The organism is Exiguobacterium sp. PvP048, assembly GCF_040549175.1.
GTDB classification, from domain to species: Bacteria; Bacillota; Bacilli; order Exiguobacteriales; family Exiguobacteriaceae; genus Exiguobacterium_A; species Exiguobacterium_A artemiae.
The window spans coordinates 64600-80167 of sequence record NZ_JBEPSU010000001.1; the positions used below are offsets into that span (position 1 = coordinate 64600).

Annotated in this window: 16 protein-coding genes; 1 reads left to right on the forward strand and 15 read right to left on the reverse strand. The window is 46.8% G+C overall.

Annotated elements, in window-relative coordinates; all coding sequences use genetic code 11:
* Nucleotides 1-3: 3 nt before the first annotated feature.
* The 7 genes from ABIC15_RS00355 to prsW form a co-directional block, all read right to left on the reverse strand.
* Nucleotides 4-1029: an NAD(P)H-dependent glycerol-3-phosphate dehydrogenase gene (locus tag ABIC15_RS00355; protein ID WP_041261645.1), complete on the reverse strand. Its 1026-nt coding sequence runs from the start codon at nt 1027-1029 to the stop codon at nt 4-6.
* 17 nt (nt 1030-1046) lie between these two features.
* Complete coding sequence (gene der, locus ABIC15_RS00360) at nt 1047-2357, reverse strand: ribosome biogenesis GTPase Der (RefSeq protein ID WP_012370675.1); 1311 nt, start codon at nt 2355-2357, stop codon at nt 1047-1049.
* Nucleotides 2358-2480: 123 nt separating this feature from the next.
* Nucleotides 2481-3614 carry a 30S ribosomal protein S1 gene (gene rpsA / locus ABIC15_RS00365; RefSeq protein ID WP_354019497.1) on the reverse strand — a complete coding sequence of 378 codons (1134 nt, stop codon included), beginning with the start codon at nt 3612-3614 and terminating at the stop codon, nt 2481-2483.
* A 93-nt stretch (nt 3615-3707) separates the two neighbouring features.
* The gene (locus ABIC15_RS00370) at nt 3708-4307 is read right to left on the reverse strand and encodes a lysophospholipid acyltransferase family protein (RefSeq protein WP_012370677.1); all 600 of its coding nucleotides are present in this window, start codon (nt 4305-4307) and stop codon (nt 3708-3710) included.
* A complete protein-coding gene (gene cmk, locus ABIC15_RS00375; protein WP_012370678.1) occupies nt 4304-4975 on the reverse strand; it encodes a (d)CMP kinase in 672 nt (223 codons plus the stop codon). The genes ABIC15_RS00370 and cmk overlap by 4 nt, the downstream gene beginning before the upstream one ends.
* Nucleotides 4976-5052: 77 nt before the next feature.
* Nucleotides 5053-5709: a flagellar brake protein gene (locus ABIC15_RS00380; RefSeq protein ID WP_214764230.1), complete on the reverse strand. Its 657-nt coding sequence runs from the start codon at nt 5707-5709 to the stop codon at nt 5053-5055.
* 25 nt (nt 5710-5734) lie between these two features.
* Complete coding sequence (gene prsW, locus ABIC15_RS00385) at nt 5735-6394, reverse strand: glutamic-type intramembrane protease PrsW (RefSeq protein WP_012370680.1); 660 nt, start codon at nt 6392-6394, stop codon at nt 5735-5737.
* Between the two features lie 151 nt (nt 6395-6545).
* On the opposite strand from prsW, the gene ABIC15_RS00390 reads away from it, so the two are divergent.
* Nucleotides 6546-7514, forward strand: coding sequence for an asparaginase (locus tag ABIC15_RS00390; RefSeq protein ID WP_041261650.1), 969 nt, complete (start codon nt 6546-6548; stop codon nt 7512-7514).
* A gap of 60 nt (nt 7515-7574) precedes the next feature.
* On the opposite strand, the gene ABIC15_RS00395 is transcribed toward ABIC15_RS00390, so the two are convergent.
* The 8 genes from ABIC15_RS00395 to ABIC15_RS00430 form a co-directional block, all read right to left on the reverse strand.
* Nucleotides 7575-8564 (reverse strand): YpdA family putative bacillithiol disulfide reductase, encoded by a 990-nt coding sequence (locus tag ABIC15_RS00395; protein ID WP_214764217.1) that lies wholly within the window; start codon nt 8562-8564, stop codon nt 7575-7577.
* Nucleotides 8565-8677: 113 nt separating this feature from the next.
* A complete protein-coding gene (locus tag ABIC15_RS00400; RefSeq protein ID WP_012370683.1) occupies nt 8678-9943 on the reverse strand; it encodes a Glu/Leu/Phe/Val family dehydrogenase in 1266 nt (421 codons plus the stop codon).
* Nucleotides 9944-10074: 131 nt separating this feature from the next.
* A complete protein-coding gene (locus ABIC15_RS00405) occupies nt 10075-11022 on the reverse strand; it encodes a D-alanine--D-alanine ligase (protein WP_012370684.1) in 948 nt (315 codons plus the stop codon).
* A 177-nt stretch (nt 11023-11199) separates the two neighbouring features.
* A complete protein-coding gene (locus ABIC15_RS00410) occupies nt 11200-11790 on the reverse strand; it encodes an adaptor protein MecA (protein WP_012370685.1) in 591 nt (196 codons plus the stop codon).
* Nucleotides 11791-11849: 59 nt separating this feature from the next.
* Nucleotides 11850-12734, reverse strand: a complete 885-nt coding sequence (locus ABIC15_RS00415; protein ID WP_012370686.1) for a MerR family transcriptional regulator — start codon at nt 12732-12734, stop codon at nt 11850-11852.
* Between the two features lie 71 nt (nt 12735-12805).
* On the reverse strand, nt 12806-13003 hold the full coding sequence (locus tag ABIC15_RS00420) for a hypothetical protein (RefSeq protein ID WP_041261653.1): 198 nt from the start codon (nt 13001-13003) through the stop codon (nt 12806-12808).
* Nucleotides 13004-13042: 39 nt separating this feature from the next.
* Nucleotides 13043-14476: a RecQ family ATP-dependent DNA helicase gene (locus ABIC15_RS00425; protein WP_012370687.1), complete on the reverse strand. Its 1434-nt coding sequence runs from the start codon at nt 14474-14476 to the stop codon at nt 13043-13045.
* On the reverse strand, nt 14473-15486 hold the full coding sequence (locus tag ABIC15_RS00430) for a YpbB family protein (RefSeq protein ID WP_012370688.1): 1014 nt from the start codon (nt 15484-15486) through the stop codon (nt 14473-14475). Before ABIC15_RS00430 ends, ABIC15_RS00425 begins: the two co-directional genes overlap by 4 nt.
* Nucleotides 15487-15568 lie beyond the last annotated feature (82 nt).

Below are 15568 nucleotides of genomic sequence, written 5' to 3' on the forward strand. Positions count from 1 at the left end.
CCGTTAATCTTTCATCGTAAACAGATGTTCAATCTCATTTTTCTGCGGACGGCGCATCAATTTCTGTACTTCTTCTGCCGGAGTATGTCCGTCGAATAAGACATGATAGAGCGCTGTCGTGATGGGTAACTCACATTGTTTCGTTTCTGCTAAATCGTAAGCGGCTTGTGTCGCCCGGACGCCCTCGACGACCATTCCCATGTTCTCAAGAACGGTTTCAAGTTTTTCGCCCCGGCCGATCGCATTTCCGGCGCGCCAGTTCCGACTGTGGACCGATGTACAGGTCACGATTAAGTCGCCCATTCCCGTTAAACCGGTGAACGTCATCGGATTTGCACCGAACAATGTGCCTAGTCGGGCAATTTCGACCATCCCGCGGGTGATCAAGGCTGCTTTGGCATTATCACCGTACCCTAATCCATCAGCCATTCCGGCTGCTAAGGCAATGATGTTTTTGAACGCTCCGCCCAGTTCTGCTCCGATAATATCGGCGTTTAAATAGACACGGAAGTTATCATTCGTAAACAATTCCTGTACTCGTCCTGCCTCTTCCATGTCAGTGGAAGCAACCGTTACGGTCGTCGGCTTACGTAATGCGACTTCTTCCGCATGGGATGGACCGGTCAACACACAAATCGCCGAACGTTTGGAGGCATCGATTTCCTGCTCCATCAATTCTGACAACCGTAAGTGTGTTTTCGGTTCAATCCCTTTTGAGGCATGAATCAGCACGACCGGTTCCGTCAACAATTCGTTTAATTGACGCGATACAGAACGAATCGCAGAAGAAGGCGTCACAATCAAGATATGGGATACCCCTTCGACAGCTTCGCTTAAAACAGTAGTTGCCCGAAGTGATTCCGGCAACGTCACACCTGGTAAGAACTGCGTATTTTCATGATTTTGATTAATGGCATCAACATTTTTTTGATCCCGACCATAAAGAATGACCTCATGACCGTTATCGGCTAAAACGAGCGAGAGTGCGGTTCCCCAACTCCCGGCTCCAATGACTGCAATTTTTTTCATCATGATTCACCTTGTCCTTATTGTTTTTGACGTGCCAGAATCCGAATCGGTGTTCCTGTAAAATCAAAGGCTTCACGAATCCGGTTATCCAGATAACGTTTGTATGAGAAGTGTAACAATTCCGGATCATTGACGAATAAAACGAATGTCGGCGGACGGGAAGCGACCTGTGTTGCATAGTTGATCCGCAGACGAACCCCTTTATCCGTTGGTGCAGGATTCATCGCTACAGCGTCTACGATGACATCATTCAAGACACTTGTCTGAATACGTTGGGCATGGCTCTTCGCTGCTTGTTTGATGACAGGAAGTAACGTTTGTAAACGACGTTTTGTTTTCGCAGAGACGAAAACGATTGGGGCATAATCAAGGAACCGGAATTCTTCGCGAATTTCCTCTTCCATTTTTTTCATTGTTTTATCGTCTTTTTCAACGGCATCCCATTTGTTGACGACGATGACGATGGCACGGCCTGCTTCATGGGCATAACCGGCGACTTTCTTATCTTGTTCGATGATTCCTTCTTCACCATCTAATACGACACAGACGACATCTGCCCGTTCGATGGCTTTTTGTGCACGCATAACACTGAATCGTTCTGTTGATTCATAGACTTTTCCGCGTTTACGCATACCGGCTGTATCGATGATGACATATTCCTGCTCATCCCGTGAGAACGGTGTATCAATCGCATCGCGTGTCGTACCAGCAATACTCGAAACGATGACACGTTCTTCACCGAGAATCGAATTCGTCATGCTTGATTTTCCGACGTTCGGACGTCCGACTAAAGCAAATTTAATCGTATCCTCATCGTACTCGATATCTTCTTTATCCGGTGCCAGTTCAAGCACGCGGTCGAGCATATCTCCGAGTCCTAAACCGTGTGTACCGGAAATCGGATATAAATCACCGAATCCGAGCGAATAAAATTCATACATTAAATCGCGCATTTCAAAATTGTCCACTTTGTTAACAGCGACGACAACCGGTTTATTTGAACGGAATAACATGTTCGCCACTTCTTCATCCGCTGCCGTAATCCCTTCACGGCCGTTGACCATAAAGATAATGACGTCCGCTTCATCAATGGCGAGCTCCGCCTGATGACGCATCATTTGAAGTAAGGGCTCATCCCCGACTTCGATTCCACCTGTATCAATCAAATGAAAATGACGATTCAGCCATTCTCCAGTTCCGTATATACGGTCGCGGGTAACACCTGGCTTGTCTTCTACGATCGAAACCCGATCTCCAATCACCCGGTTAAAAATCGTCGACTTTCCGATATTTGGGCGACCTACGATCGCCACTACTGGAATTGCCATCCCAACACCTTCTTTCTCTTCTCTCGCTTCATAGCCGTTCTATTGTACCAAATGAAGCGGTTTTATACCATATCTATCGGAACATAAAAAAAGTGAACACGTTTCGTGTTCACTTTTACTGCCTTATTCTTTTGTATCCGATTCCTTCTCAGAAAGATCGGCTACCGAAAATCCTTCGTTTTGATCCGTGTACTGAGAGTAGTCATCATTCGACGAATCTTCCTGTTCAAGCACACGTGTCGATAAGGAAATCTTATGTTCCGCGAGATGAACCTCGAGAACTTTTGCTTCAATTTCCTGACCTTCTTCAAGCACTTCGGACGGCGAGCCGATATGGCGGTTGGCAATTTGCGAAATATGAAGTAATCCTTCGACCTGAGGTGCCAGCTCAACGAAAGCACCAAATTGAACGATCCGGCGGACACGTCCTTTGACGATGTCTCCCGCTTCAATTTTGCCTTCCATCTGTTGCCATGGACCCGGTTGCGTTTCTTTGATCGAGAGTTTGACTTTTTCCGTGTCCCGATCAACACCAAGGACCTTCACTTCAACTTTTTGTCCTTCCGTCACGATATCCGACGGACGTTCCACGCGGTGATGTGCCATTTCTGAAATGTGAACCAACCCGTCAACACCGCCGATGTCAACGAATGCTCCGAAGTCCGTCAGACGTTGGACGGTTCCTTCTAGCACCTGTCCGACTTCAAGATGTTCCAGTGTCTCTTTTTTCTTTGCATTCAGTTCGCCTTCGACAACGGCTTTATGCGAAAGAATGACACGATTTTTTTCTCGATCCAGTTCGACGACTTTAACGGCAATCGTCCGACCGATATAATCCGAAAAGTCTTCCACGTAGTGGCGTTCGACAAGCGAAGCAGGAATGAATCCGCGGACACCAATATCGACGACCAGTCCGCCTTTGACAATATCTTTCACAACGACTTCAAAAATTTCACCCGATGCGTATTTCGCCTCAACTTTTTCCCATGCCTGTAAGGCATCGACTTCACGTTTGGAAACGACTACTTCTTCATCTGTAATTTTCTTGACCTTTACTTGTAGTTCATCACCGACTTTGAGTGCACCTTGAATGTCATCCAGATGGAGACTCGATACTTCGCTAATCGGCAGGATTGCTTCTGTCTTATATCCGATATCAATGAGTGCTTGCTTGTCTTCAATCTTCACGACCGTTCCGGTTACTACCTGGTCCCGATGAATTTCAAAATCAGGCATATCTTTCATTTCTTCGACCATTCCAACACAACCTCCTCACGATGAGTACAAGAAACGTATGAATACGTTTAACCTTCTTCTAACTTCTTACAATTCTGACTATTTGTCAAGGCATTACGCGTGATTGAAGTAGACGGTTTTAACTTCTTCCAAAATCCGTTCGGAAATTGCCTTTGCCGCTCCCCGTTGATCTCTTAAATCCGAAATATCAACCGGTTTTCCAATGGCAACACGCATCCGGCGGAACGGACGGTAATCGCCGATGATGGCGATCGGTAAGATTTGGGCCGGCGAACGTAAAGCAAAGAATCCGACGCCGGGTTGAGCAGATGTAAACTCGCCGGGAGCCGACCGCGTTCCTTCCGGGAAAATCCCGACCGTTTCATCCGAATTCAGCAATTCAATCGTCCGCTTCAACGCTTGGCGATCGCCTTGTCCGCGACCGACCGGATACGTTCCGGCTGAAATCATGATTTGTTTGAGAACCGGAATGTTGAACAATTCCTCTTTCGCCATGTAGCGGACAGAGCGACTTGTCGGAATGGCACTGACCAAGAACACCGGATCCCAGTTGGAACTGTGATTGGCACAGACTAAAAGCGATCCGTCCGACGGAATATTTTCCTTACCTGTCACCTTTAAACGAAACACCGTTTTGGCAATGATCAGAACGATGAATCGTGCAAGCCGATAGACAAATTCGTTTCGTTTCATTTTAAGGCACCCTCTGCCAGTTCAGTCAGTCGCGCAACGACTTGATCAATGTTCAGTTCTGTCGTATCGAGATAAATCGCATCATCTGCCTGTTTGAGCGGTGAGACCGTTCGTTCACTGTCCCGCTTGTCGCGCAACGCGATTTCATCCTGTAATCCCTTTAAATCGCTGTCCATTCCACGGGCAATGTTCTCCCGGTGACGGCGGCTGGCCCGTTCTTCGACCGATGCCGTCAAAAAGACCTTCAGCTCGGCTTCCGGCAAGACGACCGTCCCAATGTCACGTCCATCCATGACGATGCCTCCCCGTTCCGCCAGTTTACGTTGTGCGATGACCAGTGCTGACCGGACTTCTGCTTGGCGGGCGACAAATGAAACATTGTTCGTGACTTCATTTGTCCGAATCGCATCCGTCACTTCCCGTTCTCCGATGAACACACGTTGTCCCTGTTCGCCCGGCGTCAGTCGGATATCAAGTGATTTCATCAATTCTCCAAGAACCGGTCCGTTCTCTAAATCAAGTCCTTGTTCCAATGCAGCCAGTGTGACCGCACGATACATGGCTCCCGTATCGATATAAACATAATCAAGATGTGATGCTAACTGTTTGGCAATCGTACTTTTCCCGGCACCTGCAGGTCCGTCTAAGGCAATTTGAATCTTCTTCATGAGTGACTTCGTTCCTTCCATCTTCACCAACTTAAGTGGTGTATAGTATCGACCGTTATCATAGCAAAAAAATACGCTTACGTGAATGGGTTCGTTCCACGCCGTGAGTTTTTCATTTGCGCTTGGTAACAGTGCCGTAAGACTAGTTCCCGACTCCGGTCATTGATCCGGGTAAATTGAAAGGCCAGTTCATACCGCGTCTCTCGCGGGTCAACACGAACAAGTTCTGCCAATACATCAACCGTATGTGTCACACCGTCTCCCGTCGGCAGTATGAAGGTTAATTCGAGCTCATCCTTTACTTCGATCGGAATTTGATTTGCCAATACTAAAATACCGCCTGCCGATAAATCGAGCGTGACGGAAGTGAACGGTTCAAACGCTGTTTTGTGCGGGTGAACTGCTACATCCAACAATTGAGGCACCCGGACGAACTGCCGGCGCTGAACACGCTGGATCATTTCTTCCTTCGGCCGGCGTAACGCATACCGCTGACCTCTTAACGGATCATTTTGACGTTCGACGACTTCGGTCTCAAATCCATACAGCTTTCCTTTTTCCTTAAAAAAATAAAATCCAACTTGTTCCTGATCCGATAAAATAAAGGTTTTTAACGTCGAAACTTCACTCGGTGCCTCGATCCAGATTAACCGGTTGGTCACGGCCGTCACTTTCGTCCGTCCTTGACGGTCCTCTTGGTTAGTCAACATGACTAAATCTCCAGTTTCTATCATCTTACTCTCTCCCAGCCCATTCTATTCAGTTACTTTTTCTGTTGTGTCGTTGGTTCAAGCGATTGGCGCTTCGAATTTGATACAGGCCGACAATCCATAATCCGATCATAAATAAAATCGGCACAACCGATATACCACCATTTTCCAATATTAACAAATTAAAGATAGTGTGTACAATCATCGGAACGAAAATTGATAAGGCGAGCCAACGATACGGATGCGTCGAGAACTTGGCTTTCCCCATAAAAAATCCCATGATGACTGCAAATAAAGCATGCCCTGAGACCGGTAACAAGGCACGGAAAACCATATGTTCAACCGTCCCGTTGACCATTAAATATAAAATATTTTCCAGTGTCGCAAATCCTAAGGAACAAGCGACGGCATAAATGATTCCGTCATAATAATCATTAAACCGTTGGTGAATATACACGGTATAAAAGACAACAAACCATTTTGCAAACTCTTCCGTCACGGCCGAACGAACCAATTGAATCGATTCGAGTCCACCAAATTCACTTTGGATGATGTATTCAACGAACATTAAAGGAAAAACAAGAAGTATCCCGAAAATAAAACTACGTAGGATATAGCCTACGGGTTCTGACTCGTGTTCGTGGCGTAAATAAAAATATGTCAGCAATGCAATTCCTGGGGCAATTCCTGAGAAAACGATTGGTAACACGTCTCCTCCCCCTTCCTATTCTCTTAGAATAAAGGTTTCTCACGGAAAAGAAAACCGCACCCATTGTTTCTCTTGAAAAAAAGGGTACAATGTTAATGAAAATGACCGGAAAGAAGGTGAAGGTTGTTCGTTATCCGACGACAACTGTTTAATGAAAAAATTACTTTTGATTCATACGGGAGGCACCATCGCGATGGCGCAAAATCATTCCGGTCACGTTTTACCGAATGAGATCAATCCTCTGGACGCCTCGTTGCCACGTGCGACCGATATCGCCGACATTACGACGCGTCACTTCTCGAACCTGCCGTCTCCACACATCACACCGGAAATCATGTTGCGGCTGGCTCATTTCATTAAAGAGGAGTTACAGACCGGTGGATATGACGGAGTCGTCATCACGCACGGCACAGATACATTGGAAGAAACCGCTTATTTTCTCCAGCTCACAATCGGAGCTCCTATCCCAATCGTCTTGACCGGTGCCATGCGTTCGTCTAACGAAGTCGGATCAGACGGTGAATTTAATTTGATTACCGCCTTACGGGTTGCCGTCAGTGCGGCTGCTCAAGACAAAGGCGTCCTCGTCGTCTTTAACGGAGAAATCCACTCGGCGTTTAATGTCACGAAAACCCATACTTCTTCAGTCGATACGTTCAAATCCGTCCATTTTGGAAATTTAGGGATGGTCACAAAAGATCACGTGTACTTATTTAATACTCCGCTTCTTAAACCGACTCATATGGTGACACAATTGAGTAAACGTGTCGCTGTCTTGAAAGTCTATGCCGGGATGGAACCGGACTTACTGCTTGCGATCAGCGAACTCGGATACGACGGTCTAGTGCTCGAAGTTCTCGGTCAAGGAAACGTGCCGCCTAGCCTGGTCGATGCGATCCAGTCGTTAACTGAACAGATGCCTGTCGTCATCGTCAGCCGTTGTTTTAACGGGATTGTCCAGGACGTATACGGCTATACGGGAGGCGGTCAACAGTTAAAAGAACTGGGCGTGATCTTCTCGAATGGATTGAATTCTCAAAAAGCACGGTTGAAGTTAATGATTGAACTTGAAATCGGTGCCAATCATCATGCTTTGGAAGAATCTTTCCGCGTCGAATAAAATTATGCAGGCAAAAGGGAGAGGCTTCCGTAGAGGCCTCTCCCTTTTATTGCTTATGAATCACGGTCGAGCTGTTTCCGGTTTCAGGCGGTGTTTGAGACTGTCTGCAATCAACCCGCCGTGGAATCGTCCGTTTTCAATAAAGATTTTATTGGCATCATAACCAGCGGCCACGACACCGGCAATGTAGATTCCCGGAACGTTCGACTCCATCGTCGTTTCGTCAAATGCGGGAATCCCTGTTTCCGGATCGATTTCGATGCCCGCATCGGCGAAAAGACCGATGTCCGGTGTATATCCTGTCATCGCAAATACAAAATCTGCTTTTACAGCCGATTGTTCACTATGAACGGAATATCGCACTTCCGTATTTGTAATTTCATCAATCGTCGCGTCAAACACCATCGTTACTTTTTCTGCCCGTACCAACGATTCGAAATTCGGCAGGACCCACGGTTTGATGGACGGACTATAGGATTCCCCGCGATACAGCATCGTCACACGGGCGCCTGCCTTTTCGAGCTCGATGGCCGCATCGACACTCGAATTTTTTCCGCCGATGACGACGACATCCTGACCGTAAAACGGATGGCCTTCTTTAAAGTAATGGAAAACATGCGGTAAGTCTTCGCCCGGAATGTTCATCAGGTTCGGCAATCCGTAGTAACCGGTCGCCAGCACCACTGATTTGGCCGTCCGCGTCACAACTTGCCCGTTCCGGAGCGATGTCACGTTAAACCCACCTTCAATACGTGCGACGTCTTGAACCGTCTCAAACGGTCGCACAGTGACCTCTTTTCGCCGCACGACTTCCCGGTAATAGACAAGGGCATCTTGCCGTTTCGGTTTTAATTCTTTATTGATGAAAGGCACACCGCCGATTTCTAATTTTTCACTGCTTGAAAAAAATGTCTGGTGTGTCGGATACTGATAAATCGCTTCCACGATGTTTCCTTTTTCAATGACTTCGACAGTCAGTCCAAGGTCCTGCATTTCAATTGCCGCGGATAATCCGCAAGGTCCTGCGCCGATGACGATACAATCCAACATATCTCTTTCGCCTCTTCCACTTGCTTTTTTTTCATCTTAGCAAATCTTTCCCGTCGAAGAAAGAAATAACCATACAAAAAAGCCCACTTCTAGACGAAGTGAGCTGACTGAGATTAAACCCAACCGCGGAATCGTGATGCTTCCGCCATTTTCCGGACACCGACCATGTATGCCGCAAGTCGCATGTCGACATTTCTTGTCTGTGCCGTCTGATACACCTGGTTAAAGGAATTGACAAGCACTTTTTCAAGTTTTTCATGAACTTCTTCTTCCGTCCAGTAATATCCTTGGTTATTCTGCACCCATTCAAAGTAAGAGACGGTAACGCCACCACTCGAAGCAAGGACATCCGGAACAATCAAGATATCACGTTCCGCTAAAATTTTCGTCGCTTCGTTAGTCGTTGGACCGTTCGCTGCTTCGACGACGATACTTGCTTTAATGTCATGGGCGTTATCTTCTGTAATTTGATTTTCGATGGCTGCCGGTACTAAAATGTCACATTCCAGTTCAAGCAACTCTTTATTCGAAATGGTATTTTTGAAAAGTGTCGTGACGGTACCAAATGAGTCCCGGCGATCGAGCAGATACGGAATATCAAGACCGTTCGGATCATGTAACGCACCGTACGCATCACTAATGGCGATGACTTTTGCACCAAGATCATGCATGAACTTCGACAAGAAGCTTCCGGCATTACCGAATCCCTGAACGACAACACGTGCTCCTTCAAGTGTAATTCCTTTTTTAGCAGCCGCTTCACGAATCATGATGGCGACACCTTTTGCCGTCGCCGTCTCACGACCATGCGAACCACCAAGGACTAATGGTTTCCCTGTAATGAAGCCTGGTGAGTTGAATTCATCGATTCGACTGTACTCATCCATCATCCAAGCCATGATTTGTGAATTCGTAAAGACGTCCGGTGCTGGAATGTCTTTCGTCGGACCAACGATTTGACTGATGGCACGGACATAACCGCGGCTTAATCGTTCAATCTCACGGAAACTCATCTCACGCGGATCACAAATGATTCCGCCTTTACCACCACCATAAGGCAGATCGACGATTCCCGCTTTTAGACTCATCCAGACGGACAAGGCCTTGACTTCGACTTCCGTGACATTCGGGTGGAAACGAATTCCGCCTTTTGTCGGACCGACCGCATCATTGTGCTGGGCACGGTATCCGGTAAAGATTTTTGTCGATCCGTCATCCATCCGAACCGGAATCCGGACCGTCAGCATCCGAAGTGGTTCTTTCAACAATTCATACATTTCGTCTGGATAACCCAGCTTCTCAAGAGCTTCCTTGACGATTTCTTGTGTTGCTTCGAGTACATTCTTGCGATGATTTGCGTGTTGTTGGTCAGTGATCATTCCAACGTTCCTCCCCATAAGTGGCATCCCCTATGCCGTTTCCTTGTTCGGATAAAGTATACCTTTTTCCGAGCCGTAATGAAAGGGGTTCCCATCATATTTGTAAGCGCTTTCTACCATCTACTTCATTTTCAGTTTTTTCTACTGGCCGATTCGCTTTCATGACGTGTGATTGCCAGTTCAATAAACGTTTCCACAAGTTCCGGATAGTCGATTCCGACGGCCCGAGCACCATCCGGGAACAGACTCGTAGATGTCATTCCCGGCAACGTATTCGTTTCTAAAATAACCGGTGCCCCTTCATCGGGAACGAGGAAATCGGTCCGGGAATAGCCGGCGCATCCTAATACTTGATGGGCCAAAACAGCCCATTCCTGTAATGTTTGCGTCGTCTTCTCATCGAACTGTGCCGGACAGATGTGCTCCGATCCGCCGATGGCATATTTCGACTCATAGTCATAGAATTCATTTTTCGGGATAATCTCGATGACCGGCAATGCTTTTTCTTGTCCTTTTGCCCCGAGAACCGGTACCGTCACTTCACGTCCTTTGATGAATTGTTCAATCAAGACGGCATCATCCGCCTGGAAAGCCAGTTCAATACCTTGACGTAACATCTGCTCATCCATCGCAATCGTCAACCCATTCGAAGAACCTTCTTGGGCCGGTTTGACGACACAAGGAAACTGGGCGTCCCACTGTTTAATTTTTTGTTCGATGTCATCTCCACGCTCAACCAAGACATCACGTGCAATCCGGATTCCCGCCTTTTCAAAATGTACCTTAGAGCGCGCTTTATCCATCGCTAACGCGGATGCCAACACTCCTGAACCGGTATATGGAATACCCGCCATCTCGAGCAGCGCCTGGACACGGCCATCCTCACCATATTTGCCGTGAAGGGCAATGACAGCGGCCTCTACTTGTAGATTTAAAATTTCTTCTGCACGCTCTGGATGAAAGTCGACGGCAACGACTTCATGCCCTTTACTTTCCAGCGCATTAATTACCGATTTCCCACTATTTAATGAAACTTCCCGTTCACCGGAAATTCCGCCAAACAATACTGCCACTTTCATCTTGTTCACTCCTTCATCTTACGTTCAATGCTTATCATACCATCACTTTTTGTATGAAAAAACACAAATTGGTCGCAACCACCGTCCGGACATATAAAAAGTCACTTCCCGATTGCGTTCGGTGAAGTGACTTTTTAGTTACATCTTGAAAATTCCCGTTAACGACAGTCATCGAAATCAAGGTGTAAAGCTTGCGATCATTGTTGGAACGGCTTGTTCCAACAGGATGGTTTTTCCGTATTCGGACATCACGAGCGGACTTTTCGGACTGGGTACACCGTATTCCGACAAAATCGTCGTTACAGTCTGCTCGACATGTTGCTTCATTTGTTCTTGGAAGTATAAATAATAGCGGTCTTCGAAGAAATACAGTGTGCCACCCGTTTCCGTTTGATCGATGTGACGTGCCAAACCATGACTCGCCTGAATGACATCTTCCAATTGGTCGAGTTGATAGAGGACATGATGGACGATATCGACCGTCATCCGAATCTCAACTTGATCAAATTCCTCAAACGTTTCTTCCGGCAGGGCACCTTCACGCCGAACGTCGACCAACATACCGTCGTTCGGGAAAAATGTTACAAAAAAGTCGAGTGTCCCGACTGCATGAAATCCATAATTCGATTCAGCTTCTTCCAGTAAATTACGTAATAAAGCCTGGCCTTTGCCGACAGCCAATGTCTCCGGTCGAACGTCATGGACCGACAGTTCTTGTTTTGATACGAAGACCCGTAAATGACCTTGCTTAAATTGCTCAAACCTCATGTTAGACTCCTCCAGTTACTCGGCAGAGTACAAATGCTCTCCGTTCGATATGACTCACACTATACACCAGTTGTCGGAGTGAGTCGACTTAACCAACTTTTCCAAGCGTTGTCATCGGATCCAAGTAACATATCTCCGTACTTTTCCGGATGTTGCTCAACGGCATAGCCGCCTAAACCAATTTCCGTTTGTGGTGCCTGCTTTTGAATCTGGTCAATTGCTTCATCTAAGTCCTTCAAATGATCCGAGATTGTACATGATAGCACGACTGCTCGAGGCGTCAGCTGTTTCGTCACTGTTACAAGATCCGGTACAGGAATACCCGCTCCAAGGAAGATGACATCGAATCCGCTCTGACGGAGGTACAGCGTAAAAAACAGCAATCCGAGTTCATGTTCTTCTTCCGGCGCGCAGACACACAAGATGCGTGGTAAAAATGGATTGATCGGCATTTGAAGAGACAATGTCGAGAGACGTGCCCGTAAAAAAGCGGTCGCGAAATGTTCATGGGCAATCGTAATCGTTCCCTTTTCCCATCGCATCCCGATTTCATGTAACAACGGACCGACGATGTCTTGGATGACCTTATCAAAGCTGAACATCGAAAATGCTTTGTTCATAATGTCATGGGCATGTCGTTCTTCGAAATTCGTCAGTGCTTCGAACAATTGATCCCGCAGCTCGATTCCATAATCAATCGGAACCTCCGTTCGATTCACGGGCATTTCATATAATTGAATGGCTTTTGAAACCGACAGCCCTTCTTTTTGTTTATCAACGATCCAACGCAGCTTGGCAACATCGTTATCACTGTAAATACGATGGCCTGATTCGCTCCGATCCGGATCCAATACTTGATACCGCCGTTCCCAAGCACGAATGGTCGTCGGATTGAGTCCCACCAATGCAGCAACTGCTTTGATATTATATTTCCCACGATCCATGCACCGTGCCTCCTTTCTTCTTCCCTTTAGTATACCCGTAAAGGAAAAAAAACTCCGTTCATAATGTGCGCTTACATCATGAAACCGATGGAGACAAAGGCAATGATAATTGTAATCATCAAAACTGTGAGTGTAATCGCGAGTGGATTTTTAGCAAATGGTTGTTTTAATCGTTCATTGCGAACGTGTTCGATTCTTGAGGATCGAGGAGGTAATGACGTGCGTTGTTGTTCATCTTGCCGATTTTTTCGTTGATCCTGTTTACTCAATTTCATCACCTTTTCTAAAAAATAAGGACTACTATTAGTTTACACTGAAGGACGGGATGAAAAAAAGACTTCTTCTAGCCGGTTCTTCCAGTCCAGTTGGGCAAAACCGGTCCGGACGACAGGTTCATCCATCGTAATCGTGCCGCAATTGTCACAACACCGGTCTTGTACAACGGGACGTTCGTCAAAATGTTCCAATATGAATGCTCGGCGGCAAAACATATTTTGAATATAATTTATCATTTGCATGAGTTCACGTAAACGTATTTTTTTCCGTTCCTCCTGCCACTCGATGATTTGGGATTTTGTTTTCCCTTCCGTAAGCTGACCTTTTAGCAGACGATAAGCCGGATCGTCCGGATCGAGATGCAGGCGTTGCTCAATCGCCTCAAACGACTCCCCTCGTCCGCGGTATTGCGTCACTTGATCAATCCAAAGCAGAGACGCATATTGTTTATCCACTAAAAATTGTTGAAGTTGCTGATCTCCCGGTGCATAAAGCAATACTGCGGTCGACGGTTGCCCGTCCCGTCCCGCTCGACCGATTTCCTGCATATAGGCTTCAATCGTCGCCGGCATCGTGTAATGAATAACCGTCCGGACGTTCCCTTTGTCGACCCCCATACCAAAAGCACTGGTACAGACGAGACAGTCGATTTCGTCGTGCAGAAACTGTTGTTGGATCAGTTGGCGATCTTCCGGTTCAAGACCGGCATGATAATAAGCGGCCTGAGGAACAATCGATGCAATCCGTTCTGCTTCTTTGCGTGTCGTCGTATAAATGACACATGGACGATTGACGGTTTCCAATCGTCGGCTCAAGACCTCATCTTTTTTACTCGGCTCGGTTTGCTCGACGATGAGTTGAATTTCCGGCCGGTTGACGGAATGGCGAATCCGCTTCGCTTGCGTCAGCGCCAGTCCCCGAATGATGTCTTGTTCGACTTGTGCCGTTGCCGTTGCCGTCAAGGCTAAGCAAGTTGGATTGCTGAGTCGTTGGCGAATCTCACCCAGTTTAGCGTAGTCCGTCCGGAACTCATGTCCCCACTGCGAGATACAATGAGCTTCATCAACGACAAACAGATTAATTTTAATTTCCGCTAATCGCTGTTGAATTTGCGGGGCGGCCAATTGTTCGGGTGACAGATACAAATAACGCAATTGATTCAGATGACGTAAAATTTCTTCCTTTTGATCGCGGGATTCAAGAGACGTCAACTTAGCGACGGCTCGTTCCCCGCGGCGTTTAATCTGCATGATTTGGTCTTCGATCAGCGATAATAACGGGGATACAATCACCGTCAATCCGGCCGGTTGCAGATAAGACGGCAGTTGGTAACAAATTGATTTCCCGCCTCCTGTCGGCAGAATGGCGACTGTATCGTGACCGGCGAGGACCGACTCGACGATTTGCCGCTGTCCGTCTCGAAACGCACCATACCGAAAGACTCGTTTTAATACTTCCTCCATCATGAATGCACCACCTTTCTTGCTAAAACGATACGAATTTGAAAATAGTCCATTTCCTGTGTCAACTCTTGCTTGATCCGTTTCAGCGAAAACGTTTGGAGCCGGTCGGTGATTTGAATGACCTCTTCATACTGTGCAGCAGCAACAAACTGCTCGATCGGGAAAACGGGAGCATACATCGCAATTTCCACCAGATGATCCTCCATTGTACTTTTTTTCAAACGCCGTCGTTCAGCAATTTGCGGAACCGTGTAGCCCTGTTTCAGCAGATCCCAGGTTTTTTGCGCAGACTGTGTCATTTTGAAATGATTGATGTCGTTTCCTAAAGATAAAATCAGACTGTCTTCAGGCAAGACACGTAAACATCTTCGCCATGCAATCACGAATTCCAACTGGAGTGAAAGTAAATCCGTTCCCAGCCGTTCACTCAATTGAGGAAACGATAATCCTGTCTTTAATCCCGACAACCGGTAAGTGATCAGAATCGCTTCTCGTTCTGTCAATTGATGTAACGCCTGATTCAGTTCCTGATAGACGGCCGCTTTCCAGACGGACCGTTCAGCTACCTGACGGATTTGTTGTTTGACCCATTCCTTTACGCCGCTGTCTTGTTGCACCGGAATAAAAAAGGTTTTTTCATCCAGACAAACGATTGATTGGATCATCAGACTGACCCGTTTCCACAACTGCATCGGATAGCCGCGCAGTTCTCCACCTAAGTCATCCAGTAGAAAAGGAGAACCAAGTTGTGCTTTTCCGGCATCTGTCATCAGCAGATTCTGTTCCCGCTTAATCCATCCGGCATGCTCCAGTTCGTGTAAGACTTGCTCAAACCGGTCTTTTTTTAATGGAAGCATTCCAAAAACTGCTTCCAGTCCATAAAAGTGTGCATCTTGTAAGGAAGTAGCGGACCGCTTTCCTTGCAGCAGATGGAACAAGCTTCGATCCGTCCGTTCATTTTGTAATCGACTAATGGCTTCCAGTACTACCTGTCTCACAATCGTTTTTTCCATGTCAGCCCTCCCCTCCGTTACATCACCCGTTTTAACTTTAGTTTATCATCAGGATACATCTAGCTCCTGTTTCGTACACTTG